The sequence below is a fragment of the Corynebacterium pseudodiphtheriticum DSM 44287 genome (assembly GCF_000688415.1).
Classification (GTDB): domain Bacteria; phylum Actinomycetota; class Actinomycetes; order Mycobacteriales; family Mycobacteriaceae; genus Corynebacterium; species Corynebacterium pseudodiphtheriticum.
The window spans coordinates 25,030-43,848 of sequence record NZ_JIAH01000011.1; the positions used below are offsets into that span (position 1 = coordinate 25,030).

Annotated in this window: 16 protein-coding genes; 5 read left to right on the forward strand and 11 right to left on the reverse strand. The window is 56.1% G+C overall.

Features of this window, described 5'->3' with window-relative positions; genetic code table 11:
• Positions 1-4: 4 nt before the first annotated feature.
• Positions 5-1,648, reverse strand: coding sequence for an ABC transporter substrate-binding protein (locus tag O146_RS0109120; protein ID WP_021352306.1), 1,644 nt, complete (start codon positions 1,646-1,648; stop codon positions 5-7).
• Positions 1,649-2,017: 369 nt separating this feature from the next.
• Between O146_RS0109120 and O146_RS0109125 the strand changes: the two genes are divergently transcribed.
• Positions 2,018-2,719, forward strand: coding sequence for a FadR/GntR family transcriptional regulator (locus O146_RS0109125; RefSeq protein ID WP_021352305.1), 702 nt, complete (start codon positions 2,018-2,020; stop codon positions 2,717-2,719).
• Positions 2,720-2,765: 46 nt separating this feature from the next.
• On the opposite strand, the gene O146_RS0109130 is transcribed toward O146_RS0109125, so the two are convergent.
• From O146_RS0109130 to O146_RS0109140, 3 genes are all read right to left on the reverse strand, one after another.
• The gene (locus tag O146_RS0109130) at positions 2,766-3,497 is read right to left on the reverse strand and encodes a putative N-acetylmannosamine-6-phosphate 2-epimerase (RefSeq protein ID WP_021352304.1); all 732 of its coding nucleotides are present in this window, start codon (positions 3,495-3,497) and stop codon (positions 2,766-2,768) included.
• 152 nt (positions 3,498-3,649) lie between these two features.
• Complete coding sequence (locus tag O146_RS0109135; RefSeq protein ID WP_021352303.1) at positions 3,650-4,654, reverse strand: ROK family protein; 1,005 nt, start codon at positions 4,652-4,654, stop codon at positions 3,650-3,652.
• A 2-nt stretch (positions 4,655-4,656) separates the two neighbouring features.
• Positions 4,657-5,598 carry a dihydrodipicolinate synthase family protein gene (locus tag O146_RS0109140; protein WP_023019261.1) on the reverse strand — a complete coding sequence of 314 codons (942 nt, stop codon included), beginning with the start codon at positions 5,596-5,598 and terminating at the stop codon, positions 4,657-4,659.
• Positions 5,599-5,748: 150 nt separating this feature from the next.
• On the opposite strand from O146_RS0109140, the gene O146_RS11790 reads away from it, so the two are divergent.
• From O146_RS11790 to O146_RS12250, 4 genes are all read left to right on the forward strand, one after another.
• On the forward strand, positions 5,749-6,936 hold the full coding sequence (locus O146_RS11790; RefSeq protein WP_244266835.1) for an N-acetylglucosamine-6-phosphate deacetylase: 1,188 nt from the start codon (positions 5,749-5,751) through the stop codon (positions 6,934-6,936).
• 39 nt (positions 6,937-6,975) lie between these two features.
• Complete coding sequence (locus tag O146_RS0109150) at positions 6,976-7,749, forward strand: glucosamine-6-phosphate deaminase (RefSeq protein ID WP_027018277.1); 774 nt, start codon at positions 6,976-6,978, stop codon at positions 7,747-7,749.
• Positions 7,750-7,803: 54 nt separating this feature from the next.
• On the forward strand, positions 7,804-10,725 hold the full coding sequence (locus tag O146_RS0109155; protein WP_027018278.1) for an FAD-binding and (Fe-S)-binding domain-containing protein: 2,922 nt from the start codon (positions 7,804-7,806) through the stop codon (positions 10,723-10,725).
• A gap of 380 nt (positions 10,726-11,105) precedes the next feature.
• Entirely contained in the window at positions 11,106-11,561 is a 456-nt protein-coding gene (locus O146_RS12250) for a hypothetical protein (protein WP_126856203.1), read from the forward strand.
• Between the two features lie 56 nt (positions 11,562-11,617).
• Here the strand turns inward: O146_RS12250 and O146_RS0109165 are convergent, their stop codons facing one another.
• From O146_RS0109165 to O146_RS0109195, 7 genes are all read right to left on the reverse strand, one after another.
• Complete coding sequence (locus O146_RS0109165; protein ID WP_027018279.1) at positions 11,618-12,016, reverse strand: RNA-binding S4 domain-containing protein; 399 nt, start codon at positions 12,014-12,016, stop codon at positions 11,618-11,620.
• Positions 12,017-12,025: 9 nt separating this feature from the next.
• Entirely contained in the window at positions 12,026-12,262 is a 237-nt protein-coding gene (locus O146_RS0109170) for a hypothetical protein (RefSeq protein WP_023019255.1), read from the reverse strand.
• A 6-nt stretch (positions 12,263-12,268) separates the two neighbouring features.
• Complete coding sequence (locus tag O146_RS0109175) at positions 12,269-12,916, reverse strand: YigZ family protein (protein ID WP_027018280.1); 648 nt, start codon at positions 12,914-12,916, stop codon at positions 12,269-12,271.
• A gap of 13 nt (positions 12,917-12,929) precedes the next feature.
• Positions 12,930-14,231, reverse strand: a complete 1,302-nt coding sequence (gene ilvA, locus O146_RS0109180; RefSeq protein WP_027018281.1) for a threonine ammonia-lyase IlvA — start codon at positions 14,229-14,231, stop codon at positions 12,930-12,932.
• A gap of 85 nt (positions 14,232-14,316) precedes the next feature.
• Positions 14,317-17,895 carry a DNA polymerase III subunit alpha gene (gene dnaE / locus O146_RS0109185; RefSeq protein ID WP_021352292.1) on the reverse strand — a complete coding sequence of 1,193 codons (3,579 nt, stop codon included), beginning with the start codon at positions 17,893-17,895 and terminating at the stop codon, positions 14,317-14,319.
• Between the two features lie 23 nt (positions 17,896-17,918).
• The gene (locus O146_RS0109190) at positions 17,919-18,110 is read right to left on the reverse strand and encodes a hypothetical protein (protein WP_021352291.1); all 192 of its coding nucleotides are present in this window, start codon (positions 18,108-18,110) and stop codon (positions 17,919-17,921) included.
• 10 nt (positions 18,111-18,120) lie between these two features.
• Positions 18,121-18,753 carry a hypothetical protein gene (locus O146_RS0109195; protein WP_155896264.1) on the reverse strand — a complete coding sequence of 211 codons (633 nt, stop codon included), beginning with the start codon at positions 18,751-18,753 and terminating at the stop codon, positions 18,121-18,123.
• Positions 18,754-18,819 lie beyond the last annotated feature (66 nt).

Here is an 18,819-nt window from a genome sequence, read left to right on the forward strand (position 1 = left end):
TGCCTTATTTTTCGGTGGTTCCTGCACCCAAGAAGTACAGTCCGGTGACCGGAATTGGCTCAAAGTCGACGAGGGTGTTGTTATCCCAAGCGCTTGGCGACTTCCGGTGGAACAGTGGGTACAGCGGAACCTCATCGGAAAGCACGTCGAAGGTTTCGTTCCAGATTTCTTGCTGCTTGGCTTCATCGGTTTCTTGCAGACCCTTATCCAACAAGTCCTGGATCTTTTCGTAGCCTTCGTCATTCCAGTGCATACGAGTCTGGGTCCAGGTGTCGTTGCCGTACCACCAACGCATCAGCAAGTTTGGATCGTTACCGAAGACCGATGGGTCGCCTGGGGCCAGAACGACGTCGTAAGCTTCGGGCTTACCGTCGATGGTGTTGTAAACATCGGAAGATTTCTTCTCCGTGAATTCAACTTCCACGCCAGCTTCTTTCAGGCTTTCCTGCACGATCGGCGAGACCAGCTTTACCCAGTCGTGGTCGGTAGCCAACAGACGCAGCTTAGACACGCCTGCTTTTTCGAACAGTTCTTTCGCCTTGGCCGTGTCGTGTTCATAGACGTTTGCGGCTTCATGGAAGTTCGGGTGCTCAGTATCCAGGAAGGACTTCGCGGCGGTGGCCTGCCCCTGCATCGCGTTTTCGATGACCTTGTCCATATCAATCGCGTACAAGAATGCCTGGCGAGCGTCCTTGTTCGAGAATTGGTTTGACGGATCGTTGTTGAACATGGAGAACAACAGGCCGAATCCCTGCTCAGATTCAAGCTCGTTAGTGGCAGCAACCGTATCTACGTTCAGATATGGCACGGCGTCAATCGCCTGTACTTGCTGAGATTGCAAGGCGTTAATGCGCGTCGAGGCATCCGGAATGATGTCCCATTCCATCTTTGCGGACCGCGCCGGACGATCACCATTATAGTGCTCGTTGCGTTCGAACTTGATGGTGTTCGTGGCGCCACCGTTGTCGGTCATAACGTATGGACCAGAACCAACCGGGTTGTTATCGAAAGCCTTTGGATCTTCCTCCACAACATCCTTCGGCACGATCTTTACCGTCGACAAGCGCTCGGCCAAGACGCCAGTTGGGTGCTTCAGCGTGAATTTCACGCTAGTATCGTCGACTTTTTCTACTGAGTCGATGAAGTCGATGAAGGAAGCGTAGAGCGACTCATTGGATTCATCCATGACGCGCTCAAAGGAGAAAACAACGTCGTCGGCTGTAATGTCCGAGCCATTAGAGAATTTCGCGCCTTCACGCAGCTGCACTGTAGCTTCGGTGCTATCGCCAGAATCCGGCAACTCCGACGCCAGGGCTGCATAGGTGGTGCCGTCGGTCTGGTCTAGTTCGGTCAGACCTTCCAGGGTGTGCCAGTTAGCAGCCACAGTCAGTGCAGCGGTGGTGGTCATTGGGTCATAGCCATTGGTGCCAAGCTCATAGGAAATAGCAGCCCGGATGGTACCTTCTTCGTTCACCTCACCAGAGGATGCAGAATCAGAAGAATCAGAAGCACTAGAGCCATTCGCGTTGGTGTCTTGTGCACCATTGGACGAGCTGTTGTCAGGAGCACACGCCGCAAGCGCAATGCTCATACTGGCCGCGGCAGCAACCATGCCAATCCGGCGGATAATGGAGATATTCATAGACATGTGGTCTTGATCCTTCCTTGTCAGGCCTGCCCACCCAGTGCACGGTGCACCCCGGCGAGTACGTGACACGTCACGTTGCGACCCAATGGTGTGAATGTGATCATATAATATGTCAGACATCTGACTTCCGACAAGCAAGCTGGCACTAAACATGCCATACGAAGCAGTCACAATTGTCATTTTCCAAGGTCACCAACTATCGTCGCCCGTCGACCGGGGGTAACCCCTCCCAACACCTCGGCCAACGAGCCTGACAATGAGACCACAAACGAGGCTGACGATGAGACCGACAATGAAACTGACAACGACACATCGCCGCCAGCAAAGGCCCTGTCCCCGAATTTTCAGTCCGGCCCGAAAGGACCAATTGTGAGCCAACGCATTAATGCCGCGACACTCGCCGCCAACGGGATCACCGAGTACATCAAACGCAACCAGCTGCGCCCAGGCGACCCTTTGCCCACAGAAGCCAATTTGTGTGAAGCTCTTAACCTTTCTCGCTCCTCTGTCCGCGAGGCAGTACGCACACTGTCCAGCTTGGACATCGTAGAAGTACGCCACGGACACGGCACTTTTGTGGGCTCGCTTTCTCTTTCCCCCTTAATCCAAGGCATGGTTCTGCGCACTACCATTGATTCCGAAAATTCTTTCCAACATCTACGCGATGTCGTGGAAGTGCGTATCGGGCTTGATTTATCCATGGCCGATGAATTGTGCACAGCCTTTACTGCCGACGACGCCACCCACCTATTGGAATTGGTACAAGCCATGCACGAAAAACACTCGGCCGGACAATCTTTTGCGGAAGAGGACCACGCCTACCACCGTCGTCTGCATTCGTTGATTGCCAATAACCTGATCCGAGAGCTCTCCGATGCTTTTTGGCAGATTCACATGGACGTATTGCCATTAATGGAAGTGCAGATGCCCGGTGACATTGAAAAAACCATCGAGGCCCACGCTGCGATAGTGCACGCTTTAGCAGCCGGTGACGCGCAACTCTACCGTGAAAAAGTACTTGCGCATTATGCCCCATTGCAGCGCGCGATCGCCGCAGTACAAGCACGCTAATGGGGCACGGTGGCCACCTGCACGGAGGCCACCGTGCAGGCGAAAACTAATCTAGCTCTCGCAAGGGGGCAGAAAAAGCCGCGGTAATCCAGCCCGGATCGGTAATCGCGGTTCCGGCAATGATCGCATCAGCGCCCTGCTCAATACCTTGCGCGACTGCCGGTGGGCTATGGAACCGCCCTTCCCCAATCACGAATGCATCTGCCCCCACCAGTGCACGCCCTTGTGCAAGGCAGGCGAAATCCGGCCCCACAGTTTTCTCCCGGTGTTCGGTGTAACCAGCCAGCGTCGTCGAGATGATATCCGCACCATCGCTATGCGCCGCCGCCATTTCTTCTGGGGTCGCGCAATCAGCCATAATCACCGCACCCAGTTCGTGCGCTAATTTCACCAGCTCAGCAAAACTAGAACCGTCAGGACGCTCACGCAAGGTGGCATCGGCGCAAACCACCGCTGCCCCCGCAGCAACCACATTGCGCACAGACTCACGCGTTGGCGTGATGTAAACGCCAGTATCGCCTTCTTTGGTCAAGCCAAACACCGGCACGTCGACTGCACTGGCGATAGACGCAATATCTTCTACCCCACCATATCCACCACAGCGAATCGCTGGTGCTCCGCCATCGACGCAGGCACGCGCCACGTGAGTCAGCGTATGGGTATCGCGCATCGCATGCCCATCAGGAGCTTGTACCGAAACCACGAGTTTGCCACGCACGGCGGTAATGATTTCTTGCCGACGACCGGCGATATCACTGGCCTGAAAATTAAAAGGCATAGCTTTTGCGCCCTTTCTGGTGTGAGGTGTTTAGGTATGTGGGGTAACTAAGTTCTTGAGGTAACTCAAGCCTTAAGGTGACTCAAGCGTTGGGATAACTGAGCCGGTGAAAACTGCTCCTGTGAGAAAACCAAACGGTCTTCTCATCACAACTATTCCGCATACTCGCGGGCATAAGCAGCTGCACCTATCAATGGCGCGAGTCTGCCTAGCTCAGAATCCACGATTGGTAGTCGTTGCGCAGAATCCACCGTCCATTGCGCGAACCCAGCGCGCAGCGCACCTAAAATCGGTTCGCCGAGCCCACCAACCCCGCCGCCGATGATGATGCCATCGATATCGAGCGCAAAAGCGAGCCCGGCCAGCGCACGCCCAAAACCGCGCATATTGCCATCAATCACGTCAAATGCCAGGCGATCTCCGGCATGATAGCGCTTCATGATCTCTGGAAGGCTCAGGTCATCGGGTCCGGCAGGGTGGTCCCAAGCGATACGCCCGGCATAGTCTGCATCAGCCGCGAGCACGTTGTAATAGCGCGCTAGGGAGTTTCCGGAGCAAGTGTTTTCTACCCTTTCGGCCATGCCCCGCAGATCTGCCACGAGTAACTCCGAAAATTCACCGGTGGAACCGGAGGTTCCGGTTTGTAATTCTCCGTTGTCGACGATGGCTCCGCCGACGCCTGTGCCCAGCGAAAGATAGATCACGCGGCCAGTAATACCGCGTCCGGCACCGAAGTTGTGCTCACCGAACGCCCAAATGCGCACGTCGTTGTGACATGCTACGGGCACATTCGTGTGACGAGCGATAATGTCTTCGATGATGGTTCCTTGCCAACCAGGAACCGTGGGGCCCGAACGGAGTATGGTTCCACTCGGCCCGCGAACAATGCCCGGCGCACCGACGCCGATGCGGTCTGGCTCGACCCCCGCTTCACGAGCTGCTGCTAATGCGATGCCGACAGCTTTGTCGAACTCCGCAGCTAGCGAAGAACCTTGTGGTTGTGCAGGTACGGATCCCGCAGCAATGGTTTCAGTTGGGCTGTTGTCGTGGACGATGCCGTAGGCGATTTTCGTACCACCGATATCGAAGCACAGAGTGCTCGGTGCGCTCGGCGCACTCAGTGCGCTCTGTGTCGGGATGCTGTTTTGCACCTGCACTGTTACACACCGTGGCTGAATTCATCAACGATGGCTGCGACCCGCGCATGTTCGTCGTCGTTAAGCGGCATGTGCGTAGGTGCCATGCGGGGGGAAGCAAAGATACCCAGATGGTGCAGTGCAGATTTGAATCCACCCAGCCCTGCCGCCGAGCCGCCCATCCGCGAGCCGTCGCCAACAAATGCTACGGCCATGAGCTTGTTGATGCGTTCTTGGATTTCGACGGCTTGTTCCCAGTTTTTCGCCCGGCACGTCTCGTGCAGTTGTACGTAGGCGTAGGGGTCAACATTGCCCAGGCCTGGCACGACGCCATCGCAGCCACCCAAGTAGGCGTAGTCCACGGTCATTTCCGAGCCGGTGAGTACGACGAAGTTTTCTAGCTGGGCTGTTTTGCGCGCGGCAACAACGGCGCGGGTGTAGTCATCCTTACCGCCGGAGTCTTTGATGCCTGCCAGCACTCCTTCTTGGGCCAGACGAATCAGCATAGGAATCTCCAGCACCACATTGACGGAGACCGGCAGGTTGTAGGCGAATAGCTTCAAGTCAGGTGCTGCAGCGTGTAGCTGGCGGAAGTGTTCTTCGATTTCGTTTGCGTGGGTGCGTACGTAAAACGGTGCGGTAGCTACCAGGGCATCGACGCCTCGTTCGCGCGCATCAGCGACGTGTTCCAGGCAGCGTGGGGTGGTCATGTCGATGACGCCAGCAGCGACGGGCAGGCGACCAGCGTTTTGGTCAATGATGGTGTCCAGGACGATCTGCCGGTTTTCTCGGGTCAAAAAAGCGACCTCTGCCGAAGAGCCGAGTGCGAACAAGCCATGAATGCCGGCTTTGATCATCCGCTCTACTTGTGCGCGCAGCGAATCCGTATCAATGGAGAAATCCTCATTAAACGGGGTGACGATTGGGGGCACTACGCCGTGAAATGGCGCGATGGATTCTGACATTTCTTCTGCTCCTGACAATCCAGACAATTGGTGCACAATCTTTTCAGTAAACATCATACGTCTTATGTCTGCATGGGGTAGAATTCACAATTAAACGTTTCTCCGGTCAACATCTCAACCGGTCACTAGCTAAAGAGAATACTCAGGAGAATGATGCCCCCCTCTCCCACCGCCGCCGACCACGGCTTTCCGCGCCACCTAGAAGGTCGCCTTGTCACCGCACACGCTGTCTGGGATAACACCCGCATTACTATCGATGAAGCCGGTGTCGTCAGCACTGTCGAACAAACACCGGGCATTGGCGACATCACCTGGGTGCCGGGCTTTGTCGATTTGCACAATCACGGCGGAGATTCCGGCGCTTTCCCTTCTGGAACCACCGAAGATTGCCGTCGCGCAGCACGGTACCACCGCACACACGGCACCACGACATTGCTGGCCAGCTTGGTTTCTGCCACCGGCGATGAATTGGCCCGGCAAGCACACCGCCTCCACCCACTAGTGGGAGAAGGCCTGATTCACGGCATCCACATGGAAGGCCCGTTCGTCAATCCGGGTAAATGCGGCGCCCAAAACCCAGCCAAAATCATGCCTGGTAATCCTGATGTCTTCGCCCGCGTCATCGATGCCTCAAACAACACAGTCCGGTCAATCACCTTTGCGCCAGAAACCGATCACGTCGACGAACTCCTCCAGCTATGCGCAAACCACAACATCATCGCCTCCTTGGGGCACACCAACGCGGATTACGCCACCACCTCTGCCGTAATAACACGGGCTAGAGAACTTGGCGTAACCGTTACCGCCACCCACCTGTTTAATGCGATGCCTCCGATTCACCACCGCGAGCCTGGTGCGGCAGCCGCCTGCATCACCGCTGCCCGACACGGGCAGGCGCACCTGGAAATCATCGGTGACGGAGTGCACTTAGCCGATGGAACCGTCGACATGATCATGGCCGGTGGTAATCCCTCTGCCTTTGCCATCACCGATGCCATGGAAGCAGCCGGACTTGCCGACGGCAGCTATAAGCTCGGCGGACTTGACGTGACAGTCAACACTGCAGTAGCCCGTCTGACCACCACAGATGGCAGCACCGGCAGCATTGCTGGCGGCACCACCACTCTGCTGGAACAGTTCACCCGCTTCGCCGCACGTCACAGCCTGCCAGAAGCTGTGGCTTTTACTTCGAGCAATGCCCACGCGGTCCTGGGCCAACCCACAACTCTGCAAGACTCCACCAAGCCCGAAGACCCCACAGCGATCGTCGGCAAGCCAATCGACCTCGTCGGAATCGCCCCAAACCACACCATCCATGCGGTGCATTCAGCCCGCTGAATTTACTGCTTATAACGAAAGACTGCCAGGAACCCCATCATGGAAATACTCATTCGCGCCACCCCAGACGCTGTTGCCAAACAAGCAGCTGACATCATCGCAGGCTATGCCCGGAGTGGTTCGGTGCTAGGCCTAGCAACCGGATCAACACCAATCGCGACCTACCAAGAGCTCATCCGCCGACACCAACGCGAAGGGCTAAGCTTCGCTGGCTGCAAAGTTTTCATGCTCGATGAATACTTGGGCCTCGATCCACAACACGAGCAATCCTATGCCCGTACTATCCGCCGCGAGTTCACCGAGCACATCGACATCAACGATGCCGACGTCTTCTCCCCATCCGGCAACAGCGAAGACCCACTAGCCGCCGCTGCCGCATACGAGCAGCACATCACCAGTGAGCACGTGGCCATCCAACTCCTCGGCATCGGCACCAACGGACACATTGGTTTTAACGAGCCCACGTCGTCACTGAATTCCGTGACCCGAATGAAAACCCTGCACCCACAAACCATTCAAGACAACGCACGTTTTTTCGATGACGCCGAAGAAGTACCCACCCACGTGCTTACCCAAGGTTTGGCCACCATCCGCCGCGCCGGGCACCTGTTGCTGGTTGCTACCGGCGCTAGCAAGGCAGCCGCGGTTGCGGCAACAGTGGAAGGACCACTGTCGTCGATGTGCCCGGCCTCCACGTTGCAGCTACACCCGCACGCGACAGTGCTGATCGACGAAGAAGCTGCCGCACAGTTGACCTTCCGCGAGTATTACCAGTACGCAGACCAAAATAAGCCGGCGTTCCAGGGATATTAAACCCCACCGTGATTGCGCACACATCACCGAACGCAACCATATAAGGTATGAGCTATGAAAAAGCTCCTCACGCCCAATCCACAAAGTTACGGTCAGCCCGAGAATTCGGCGCCGCAGAGTGATGCCGTGCCCGCCAGCCATCTGCACACCGATAAACAGCAGCTTGTCGACGACTTGCGCGCGATCGTCGGTCCGGAAAACGTGCACGCACGTATTAGCGACATAGTCCGCTTTGCTTCCGACGGCGGCCCGTACCGCTTGCTCCCGCAGGTCATCGTCGCACCGCGCAATACGAAGGATCTCTCGCGCGTGATGCGCTATGCCACCGATCATGGCCGAAATATCACTTTCCGCTCTGCTGGCACTTCACTCAACGGCCAGGCTCAGGGCGATGATCTGTTGGTGGATCTAAAAACCCACCTCACTGGCATGGAAGTTCGCGAAGGCGGCAAGGTGTTGTGGTCGCGCCCAGGCGTGGTCTTGGGCGATGCTCAGGCAGTACTAGGCCGAAAGGGTTTTATGCTCGGGCCGGATCCTGGTTCTACCTCGGTCTGTACCATCGGCGGCGTTCTTGCCAACAATGCTGGTGGTATGCGCTGTCGGCTGGAAAACGACAGCTACCACAGCATCCGGCAGGCGGAATTCGTGTTACCATCCGGCACAATCGTGAACACGCGCGCCGGTGACGCGAAATTCCGCTCCCAGGAACCGGAACTGCACGCTGGCCTGCTGCAACTGCGTGACAAGATCCGCAGCGACGAGCAGTTGGTTACACACTTGCGCGAGAAATTCTCCATCCGCAATACCAACGGTCTGCGCCTTGATGCTTTCTTGGATGAGGATGAACCAGTTCGCATCCTGATGCGTTTATTAGTTGGTTCCGAAGGCATTTTCGGTGCTTTTACCGAATGTGAGCTCGACACTGTTGCCTTACCGAAGAAGAAAGCTGTCTCCTGGGTCCAACTTCCGGACCTTTACCAGGCCGCTAATTACGTGGCACCGCTCATGGAAACTGGCGCCTGGGCCTGCGAATTGATGGTCGCGCCGGTGATGAAAAAATCCGTGGAGAACTTCGACCAAGCGCCAGCTGGCTGGGCCGATATCTCCGACGAATCCGCCGCCCTGCTGCTCGAAGTCGGTGGCGCCGATGACGAGGAGCTGGCCGATGCCATGGATCGTGTCAAAGATGTGCTTGCCGACGCCGAGCTGGGCGCTGAACTGGAATTCCTCACCAGTGATTCAGACATTCGCGGTGCCTGGGCTATCCGTAATGGGCTGTTCGGGCTACTAGGTGCCGACCGGCCGCAAGGATCCGCACTGATCACCGAGGATGTTTGTTTCCCACCAGCACAAATCGGTGCGGCTGCAGCTGATTTGCTGCATTTACTCTCCCACTACGGTTACCCGGAAATGGTCATGGGCCATGCCGCCTTCGGTAACCTGCATTTCTTCCTCATCCCGGAATTTGATGATCCGAAAGAAAAAGAGAAATACGCCGAATTCCTGCGTGAGCTCGCGGATCTAGTCATCGATAAATACAACGGTTCGCTGAAAGCCGAGCACGGCACGGGCATCAACATGGCACCGTTCGTGCGCCAAGAATGGGGCGATGCGGCCTGGAATTTGATGTGGGAGGCCAAACAACTGATCGATCCCACCGCGATGCTGGCCCCAGATGTGAAGCTAACCCACCGCACGGATAACCACCTGCATAACTTCAAATCTTTCCCGCGTGTGGAAGCAGAGATCAACCCATGTGTGGAATGCGGTTTCTGCGAGCCAGTGTGCCCATCACGGCACGCAACAGTCACTCCACGACAGCGCATCGTACTGCGCCGAGAGATGGCCCGGCAAGCTCCAGGGTCCCCGGTGCTGCAGCAGTTGCAGAAAGAATACCAGTATGATGCCGTCGATATGTGCGCTGCCGACGGCACCTGTGCTATCCCCTGCCCCATCAGCATTGATACCGGTGCAGTGATGAAAAACCTGCGCGCCAAGCAGACCACCCCGCGCGCGGAAAAGGTCGCTTTGACCACCGCCGAAAAATGGGATGTCGTGGAAAAGCTCGCACGCGCTGGCATTATCAGTGCTAATAAGGTTGGAGAAAAAGCCGCTGGTTGGGCAGCAAACATGGCCCGCACGGTGATCAACCCAGACTTAGTGCCTGCAGTACCGGGCGCATTGCCCCAGGCAGCTAGCCGTTTGCCCGCGACCGAACGAGCCGGTGCCAACGCGGTGTATTTCCCGGCATGTGTGAACCGAATTTTTGGGCGCCCAGCTGGCTCAGACCCAGATACCGTCGATTTGCCACGTGCCATGGTGGAGCTTGCCCGCCGCAGCGGCCAGTCGTTGTGGATTCCAGACGACGTCACCGGTTTCTGCTGCGGCACACCGTGGTCGTCGAAGGGTTACCAGGATGGCTTCAGCCACCAGGCGCATGCAATCGTGCGCAAGTTCCACGAATGGTCCGATGGGGGCAGGTTGCCGATCATCATCGATGCCTCGAGCTGCACCCATGGCTTGCTATCTGGTGTGCCCGAAGTACTAGACGCAAACACGCAACAGCTTTACGACGAACTACACATCATCGACATCGTGGAATGGTTGCATAAAGACGTCATCGACTACCTTCCTATCCATCACGACATGGGCACCATCGCAGTTCATCCGGCCTGTTCCACGCAACACATGGGCCAGACGGAGGCACTGGTAGCTGTGGCTAATCACGCCGGCCAAGCCAGCGTACCGTTTGGTGCAATGTGTTGCGGCACCGCCGGTGACCGTGGCCTGTTGCACCCTGAATTGGTGGAATCCGCCACCCGCGAGGAACGCACTGGGCTGGATGCCCGGCATTATGACGCGTTTGTATCCTCAAACCGCACGTGCGAGATGGGCTTGGATGTAGTCGCCGGCTATCAGTTCGATTCCGTTGCCGTACTGCTCGAAAAAGCTTCCCGTCCGGTGGTTACGCCGTAACTTTCTGTCGTTCTGGCGCTGGTACCAACCAGACTGATTGACGACGCCGGAAAAAACAGGGAACCACCGCTGGCCTGCGACAGTCCAATGTTGCTGTAACCATGAAACGCAGATGCTGCCAATTAACGCAGCAAGCCAGCGAAAGGATTCCCGTGACGGCACCAACTATTGCCCCAGCAGCGCCTTTAACCACCACAACCGGCACCATTGAGACCGGCCCCACTACGGCCAGGCCCCCACAAGCGCTAGCCAAATGCGTTCCTCTTATGCGACCGGGTTCCTGGGTGGACCAGCGCGGTTTAAGCGACGACGGATTCTGTGATTCTCTAGCTCACCTACCTTTGTCCCGCACCACTGCAGTGACACTCAGCGTCGATGATATGACCTTGAGCCACCGAGCGTTATCTGAATTCAACCTGCCCATGCGTCAGGCCTGGGATTTAGCCGCGGACAACGTCTTGCGAGCCGCCCACACACCGGAAGGCACCCAGTTCTGGACCCGTCCTGCCACACGACTCTTAGGTGGCAGCGCCCCACCAGGGCTACAGCTTCGCTCCTCCCCTGTTCCAGCTACCAGCTGGTTGGCTCACCCGCTTTTGCTGTCCGTGATGCACGACCACGTAGCACGGTTGTTAGGAAGCAGCGCTTTGATTTTCCTGGCTCCCAACACCGATACGCTGGTTGCGCTCACCGGTTGCTCGATTTCTACAGCAACTTCCTGGTTGCGGGTTGCAGCCGAACATACCCAGCCCGCATCGCAATTTTTCGGCTCCACAGATTTGCTCTGCGCTTCGCCACTGGTGGCAGCGCACGGGTTCCCCACAGAGTTGTGCTGACTAGGTTTCGCCGATTTGGTTGTGCTGATTAACTTGTGTTCATTAAGTTGTGCTGATTAGCCTCGTCGTTTCCCGGTGAATTTCTCCATCTCACGGCGGTCTTTTTTCGTCGGGCGCCCAGCACCTGGGTCCCGCTTAGGCACGCTGGGCTGCAGCGGCTTCGGTGGCGCCGGCGGTGAATAATCGATATAACAATGCTCCGCAATCCTCGCACCCACGCGTTTAGATACGGTCGCGTTAATCTCCAAACGGAATTCACGATCGTCTTTCCACACCGTGATCCGCAAACCTGGAACCACCGGTGTGGAGGGTTTAGCTACCTTGTCGCCGATCAGCACATGGCCTGCTTTCACAGCTTTGGTGGCTTCTGCCCGCGTTTTAAAAAAGCGTGTCGACCACAGCCAGGCGTCAATACGCACGGGTGCCGCCGAGGGTTCATTCGCCTTCGCAGTCATAAAAAAACTCTAGTAATGGTCCTTATGGTTAACGATCTTGCGCACCTTGTTGTAGTTGTACACGCCACCGACCACAGCAACGATAAAGCCCAAAATCAACCAGAATGACGAGCTAGAAAACAAGAACGCGAACAATACGCCACCACCAATTCCGGCACCGACGCTAATCAGTCCGTTCTTGGAGTACTTGCGTACAGCCGCCTTGCGCCTGTCAATAGGGTTATGCGAAGTTGGTTGCATGCTCATGGACGTCTAGTCTACCGGCTTTTCCACCCACGCCGTACCAGCTTCCACTAGCTGCGCCGTCCCAGAAGTAAGCGCAGCCAATTGCGATTCAAGCTGCTCCACCGCGTCGGGATCCACCGCCAAGGTGTAGGTGACATCCGCTCCGTACTGGGTATCTGTGATCGTGATGTTTTTCGCACGCAGCTCGGCCTCGTATTTCTGTGCCGCAGCATGCGAGAAACTCACCTCATACAAATTACGCATGCACCGCAACCGTCGCTGCACCTGCGCTAAAGCATCCCCTGCCGTCTGCGAATACGCATGCACCAAACCACCCGCGCCGAGTTTGATACCACCAAAATAACGCACTACCACACACGCAAGATCCTGCATTCCGGAGCCATTCAGCACATCCAATATCGGTTTGCCTGCAGTTCCACCCGGCTCACCATCATCTGAAGAACGTTCCACGGGGTTAGCCTGATCCACCCGGTAAACATATGCCGAGCAGTGATGCCGTGCATCGGGAAATTCTGCACGCACCCGATCAATAAACCCGCGTGCTTGTTCGTCGTCGGACACGCGCTCGATGATTCCAATGAACCGCGAGCGTTTTATCTCAATCTCTGCACGAAACGATTCGCCCGCCACAGGCAGTTGATAACAATGCTCCATTCCTCGCTCAGTTCTACTTCACCAGATAGTCATATTCCGGAGTTCCCGGCAACAAACGCTGACATTCAATCGACGACGCAACCATACGCTCAAGCAAAGGATCTAAGTCTGTAGCCGAACCCAATTCCAAGCCCACTAATGCGGCCCCGGTTTCCCGATTGTTTCGCTTGAGATATTCAAACAGCGTGATGTCATCGTCTGGGCCTAGTATTTCCATCAGGAAATGACGCAGCTGGCCTGGTTCTTGCAAGAAATTCACAAGGAAATAGTGTTTCAGCCCACGATCAACCAAGCTGCGTTCCATGATTTCTGCATAACGCAGCACATCGTTGTTGCCACCAGAAATAATGCACACCACTACTGAACCCGGCGCGATATCTATTTTTTCCAGGGCAGCCACTGAAAGTGCACCTGCGGGTTCAGCAATGATGCCTTCGTCTTGGTAAAGGCTCAGCTGGGCAGTGCATACAGCGCCTTCGGCTACCTGCAGGTTCTGGATACGTTCCCGGTTGGCATTGATGATGTGAAACGGTTTAGCTCCGATACGTTTGACCGCGGCCCCGTCAACGAAAGCATCCACAGTCTCCAGAGTCACCGGTTCACCGGCTGTCAGCGCAGCATCGAGCGAGGCTGCACCGAGTGGTTCTGCAGCCACCAGAGCAGCGTTTGGTGCCATGTCTGCAAAATAACTTGTAATGCCTGACAACAGGCCACCGCCACCGACGGGAACCACAACAGTATCCAAGCTGTGTCCGCGCGCGGATAACTGCGACAGAATCTCGGCGGCTACGGTGCCTTGGCCGACGATGGTATCGCGAGCATCGAAAGGTTCGATAACGGTCGATCCGTGCTTCGTGGCTTCTTCCCGGGCGGCAGCTGCTGCCTCGTCGAAGTTGGAACCGGTGACCACGAGTTCGATGGCATCTCCACCGTGAACTTTGATGCGGTTACGTTTTTGTTTCGGGGTTTTCGTCGGCACAAAAATCCGACCTTTGATGCCCATGGTGCGGCAAGCATAAGCCACCCCCTGTGCGTGGTTGCCCGCCGAAGCAGCGACAATTCCAGCTTCACGTTCTTCCTGGCTGAGCTTCGCGATGGAATAGTACGCGCCACGAATTTTATAGGAGCGGACGTCTTGCAGATCCTCGCGTTTCAAGAAGATTTCGGCACCGGTTTCCTGGGAAAGCCGAGGGCAATACTGCAATGGGGTAGGCGCAATTACACTGGAAATTCGCGACTGCGCAAGCTGAATATCGGCGGCCCGTACGGGCTCGAAATTGTCTGGGGACGCTGGCGCAGTCTGCGGGGTAGTCATAGCAACTCATTGTAACCACCCCAGTGCAGATCACATAGCTAGCTATCACGGATAATTCCCAAAAATTATCCGTCGCCATGCTGGCTTAGGTTTGCGCCATAACGATGCCCGGGCCCATCGTGGCTTTCAAGTCCCCCATCAAGCTATTTGAACGATCGACCGTCAGGTGATCACCGAGCACGAGTACTTCTTCAGCCTCGCCGTGGCTAAGGGTTAGGTAGACTTCTGTATCGCCTGGGTGGTCCAATAACACGGATTTCAGCGCGGCGATGGCTTCCATCGAGCACTGTTGCGTCGTCAAGTGCAAACGCAACGGCAGCCCTGCTCCCCCACCACGCCCTAACTCGGGAACGCGCATATCACTACCAATAACCTTCTGATCGCCGTCACCCCAGACTTGGATCTGGGCTTTGAACAGCACGATATTATCTTCCACAATATCTTCCGCCACCAGCGAATAAGCCTTGCTGAAGACCCATACGTCGACCTGCGCACCATGATGGTCCTCAATGGTGACGATCGCCCACGGCGAACCATCCTTTTTGGAAAAGCGCCGGTCTACGTTCGAAATAATGCCGCCGATGACCACATTTTGCTTCGGCTTTAACTCACCGGAAACCACCGTCGTCAGAGCGGTGTCGATATACGAAGCCAGCGCTTGTTCGTATCCGTCCAGTGGGTGGCCAGAAACATACAGCCCAAGCATTTCGCGTTCAAGAGCCAATTCGTGTTTCCGCTCCCAGGATTCATCCGGAACAGTGATGGTGAATGCGTTTTGTTCGGAATCATCACCGCCCATGCCGGCAAACAAATCGAATTGGCCCTTATCCGCGGCCTTCTTCGTTGATTGTACCGAGTCGACGGCATCTTCCTGGATCAACATCAAACCCTTGCGCGGATGCCCCAGCGAATCGAAAGCGCCGGCTTTAATCAAGGCTTCCGTAATCCGCTTTGAGCACGGCAACAGCTCGATCTTGTCCAGGTAATCGCCGAACGAACGGTAGGCACCTTTTTGCTTGCGCGTTTTAATAATCGAATTGACAACTTCAGTACCAACGTTGCGCACAGCCCCCATGCCGTAACGAATGTCTTTGCCGACAGCCATGAACTCGACATCCGACTCGTTGACATCTGGCGGCATCACCTTGATGCCCAGGTGTCGGCAGTCAGCCAGATAGATCGCAGACTTATCTTTTTTATCTCCCACCGAGGTCAGCAAGGCGGCCATATATTCCGCGGTGTAATAGGCCTTCAGGTACCCAGTCCAGAAAGACACGAGCCCGTACCCTGCCGCGTGTGATTTGTTGAACGCATAGGACGCAAACGGCTCGATAACGCCCCACAAGGTATCGCAAGCTTCCTTGGAATAGCCATTTTCTGCCATGCCCGCAGAGAACTTCTCGTATTGCTGGGCCAACACTTCCGGTTTCTTCTTACCCATGGCTTTTCGGAAACCATCCGCCTCACCAGCGGTATAGTTCGCGAGCTTCTGCGAAATACGCATGATCTGCTCCTGGTACACGATCAGACCATAGGTTTCCGCCAGGATCTCTTCCAACGGCTCTGCCAGCTCCGGGTGGATCGGAGTAATCGGTTTCCGCCCGTTTTTGCGATCGGCATAATCCAAGTGGGCATTCACGCCCATCGGGCCTGGCCGATACAGCGCAAGCGCGGCGACGATGTCTTTGAACCCAGTCGGGTTCATGCGTTTCAGCAACTCCTGCATACCCGTAGAGTCCAGCTGGAACACACCCAAGGTTTCGCCACGCGACAACAGCCGGTACACCTCGGAAACCGATTCGTCGTCAGGCATGAGCGTTTCCAGATCAATTTCTTCGCCGCGGTTTTGCCGGATATTGCGCAACGCATCACCGATCACCGTCAGGTTACGCAGGCCCAGAAAGTCCATCTTCAGCAGGCCTATGGCCTCACAAGCGGGGTAATCCCACCCGGTAATGATCGCACCGTCGGCGTTGCGCTTCCACATCGGAATGTGCTCCATCAGCGGCACCGAAGCCATAATCACCGCACACGCATGCACGCCCGGTTGGCGCACCACGCCTTCCAAACCGCGGGCGGTGTCGTAAATCTTTTTCACGTCCGGGTCAGATTCGATGAGGTTACGCACCTCGGTGGCCTCGGAATAGCGCTCGTGTTCCGGGTCCATGATGCCGGAAAGCGGAATGTCTTTGGCCATAATCGGCGCTGGCAGCGCGCCATTGATGCGGTCAGCCATCTGGAAACCGGGTTGCCCGAAATGCACCTTCGCCGCATCTTTAATCGCCTGTTTAGTCTTCACTGTGCCGAAGGTGATCACCTGAGCGATCTTGTCCTCGCCCCAGCGTTCTGCGGCATAGGTGATCATTTCACCACGCCGACGGTCATCGAAGTCAATATCGATATCAGGCGCCGACGGGCGTTCTGGGTTCAAGAAACGCTCGAACAACAGGCCGTGCTCAATCGGGTCGATATTGGTAATCGTCAACGCATACGCCACCAGTGCGCCCGCGGCTGATCCGCGCCCCGGACCGACCCAAATGCCCACCGAACGAGCATATTTAATGATCTCCGCGACGATCAGAAAGTACGACGGATACCCTTTGCCATCAATGACCTCGATTTCGTATTCCGCACGCTCGATATATTCGCGGGGAACTTCCTGGCCGGGGAAACGTTCTGCCAGGCCCTCCATCACCTCGTGGTGCAGCCACGTCGTCGGCGTATACCCCTCTGGCACATCCGCAACCGGCATGCGATCATGCGAGTGTTCTTCCCACATGGAGGAATAATCACCAACGCGCTCGGCAATCCATAACGTGTTATCGCAACCATCTGGAACGGTGTGGTCCCAGTTCTCACGCATTTCCGCTGCAGATTTGATGTAGTAGCCGTCGCCATCAAACTTAAAGCGATCCGGGTCTTGGAAAGTTTTGCCCGTCTGCACGCACAGCATTGCCTCGTGGGCTTTAGCTTGCGATTGCAACACGTAATGGCAGTCGTTGGTCACCAGCGGCGGCAAGTCCAGGCGCTTGCCGATCTCTAGCAATTGATCCCTGGTGCGCTTTTCGATGTCCAGCCCATGGTCCATCAACTCCAGGAAATAATTTTCCTTGCCGTAGATGTCTTGCCACATGGCTGCGGCTTCTAAAGCCTGGTTGAATTGCCCCAACCGCAGACGCGTCTGTACATCTCCCGACGGACAACCAGTAGTTGCGATGATGCCGTCGGCATGCTCGGCGATCAGCTCAGCGTCCATGCGCGGCCACTTACCAAGCTGGCCTTCGTAGGATGCCAGCGATGAAAGCTTAAACAGATTTTTCAAACCCGTAGCATTTTCCGCGAGCATCGTCTGGTGCAAGTACGCACCCGAGGCTGAGACGTCGTCCCGTTTTTGGTCCGGTGTACCCCAACGCACGCGGTTTTTATTGAAGCGAGATTCCGGGGCCATATAGGCCTCGATACCAATGATCGGCTTGATACCTTTCGACGTCATGCGACGATAAAACGCATCCGCACCAAACATATTGCCGTGGTCAGTCATGCCGACGGCAGGCATTTCTTGCCGGTTCACCTCTTCCGAAAGCAGATCCACCTTGGCCATACCATCCAACATGGAAAATTCGGTGTGGTTATGCAGATGAACGAAAGAGGATTTTTTAGCCATGGAGTTATTCTAGCGCCTGGCGGCTAAGACTCCAGTGCCTCTTGTGCACGCGCATGAGCACGCAAAACATAAAACGCTACGAAGGCACCCACGATCGCAGCAAATAATCCTGGCCAGGCGAAAGAACCATTGAATACGCCAATGACCAAGCTGAAACAGCCCACAAAAATCGCCAAAAGCGCGGCGGTAAAAGTGATCGATTCTCGCTTCTTCATAGCCAGAATTCTAGCGGAAGCGCGGGTTCTCGCCGCGGGCAACCTGCGGTGGACTGATGCCAAACTGTCCCCACACCGCATCCGGGGGCAGCACTTCGACAGCGTCAATGCGTGGATCGTGGGTGAAAGCTTCCAGCTTCCGTGGGGTGTCATAAGCGATGACGGCAATGATGCCAGACGATTCTATTTCCCTCGGAGACTCCCCTATCTGCGAATGCTTCATCCCAGAAGCAGCTGCTATGGTGCTGGTGAAAATTTGCGTCCGCGCGGTCGCAATTTCACTATCAGAGGGAATGCCAGTTCGGTCAGGGATCGCGGTTGGTTCTGGGTCCGCGGCTGGTTCTGGCAAGGCCAGAATCTGCGCATCTTGCGTAATCAAGCTCCCTACTCGACGGAGGTCAGCAACCAAGCTACCTGCGTCAGCACTAGACAGCGGAGCAGCGAAAGAGAGCATCGCGAACACTGGCTGTTCCGGTGCTCGCTGTAGAGCTGCTGCCAAGGAAGCGTCGGCAAGCGCTGTGTAGTCTGCACGACTCTGTTGAACATGTGGGCCCAGATGATCTCCAGCAAAAGGACGCGGGCGCGCGTTGTCGTCGCCGCCAGCCCACCACACAAGTGCTGTAACCAGAACAACGAGAAGCACCAGCTCGCCCAAGCCGCGACCAGGTATTCTCTGTGAGGGATTGCCCTGCAACTTTTACCTCGGTAA

Excerpts from the sequence above, each read along its gene's own strand:
- O146_RS0109120 (WP_021352306.1), bottom strand. The coding sequence starts at position 1,648 with ATGTCTATGAATATCTCCATTATCCGCCGGATTGGCATGGTTGCTGCC.
- O146_RS0109130 (WP_021352304.1), bottom strand. The coding sequence starts at position 3,497 with ATGCCTTTTAATTTTCAGGCCAGTGATATCGCCGGTCGTCGGCAAGAA.
- O146_RS0109140 (WP_023019261.1), bottom strand. The coding sequence starts at position 5,598 with ATGTCAGAATCCATCGCGCCATTTCACGGCGTAGTGCCCCCAATCGTC.
- O146_RS11790 (WP_244266835.1), top strand. The coding sequence starts at position 5,749 with ATGATGCCCCCCTCTCCCACCGCCGCCGACCACGGCTTTCCGCGCCAC.
- O146_RS0109150 (WP_027018277.1), top strand. The coding sequence starts at position 6,976 with ATGGAAATACTCATTCGCGCCACCCCAGACGCTGTTGCCAAACAAGCA.
- O146_RS0109155 (WP_027018278.1), top strand. The coding sequence starts at position 7,804 with ATGAAAAAGCTCCTCACGCCCAATCCACAAAGTTACGGTCAGCCCGAG.
- O146_RS12250 (WP_126856203.1), top strand. The coding sequence starts at position 11,106 with ATGACCTTGAGCCACCGAGCGTTATCTGAATTCAACCTGCCCATGCGT.
- O146_RS0109165 (WP_027018279.1), bottom strand. The coding sequence starts at position 12,016 with ATGACTGCGAAGGCGAATGAACCCTCGGCGGCACCCGTGCGTATTGAC.
- O146_RS0109170 (WP_023019255.1), bottom strand. The coding sequence starts at position 12,262 with ATGAGCATGCAACCAACTTCGCATAACCCTATTGACAGGCGCAAGGCG.
- O146_RS0109175 (WP_027018280.1), bottom strand. The coding sequence starts at position 12,916 with ATGGAGCATTGTTATCAACTGCCTGTGGCGGGCGAATCGTTTCGTGCA.
- ilvA (WP_027018281.1), bottom strand. The coding sequence starts at position 14,231 with ATGACTACCCCGCAGACTGCGCCAGCGTCCCCAGACAATTTCGAGCCC.
- dnaE (WP_021352292.1), bottom strand. The coding sequence starts at position 17,895 with ATGGCTAAAAAATCCTCTTTCGTTCATCTGCATAACCACACCGAATTT.
- O146_RS0109190 (WP_021352291.1), bottom strand. The coding sequence starts at position 18,110 with ATGAAGAAGCGAGAATCGATCACTTTTACCGCCGCGCTTTTGGCGATT.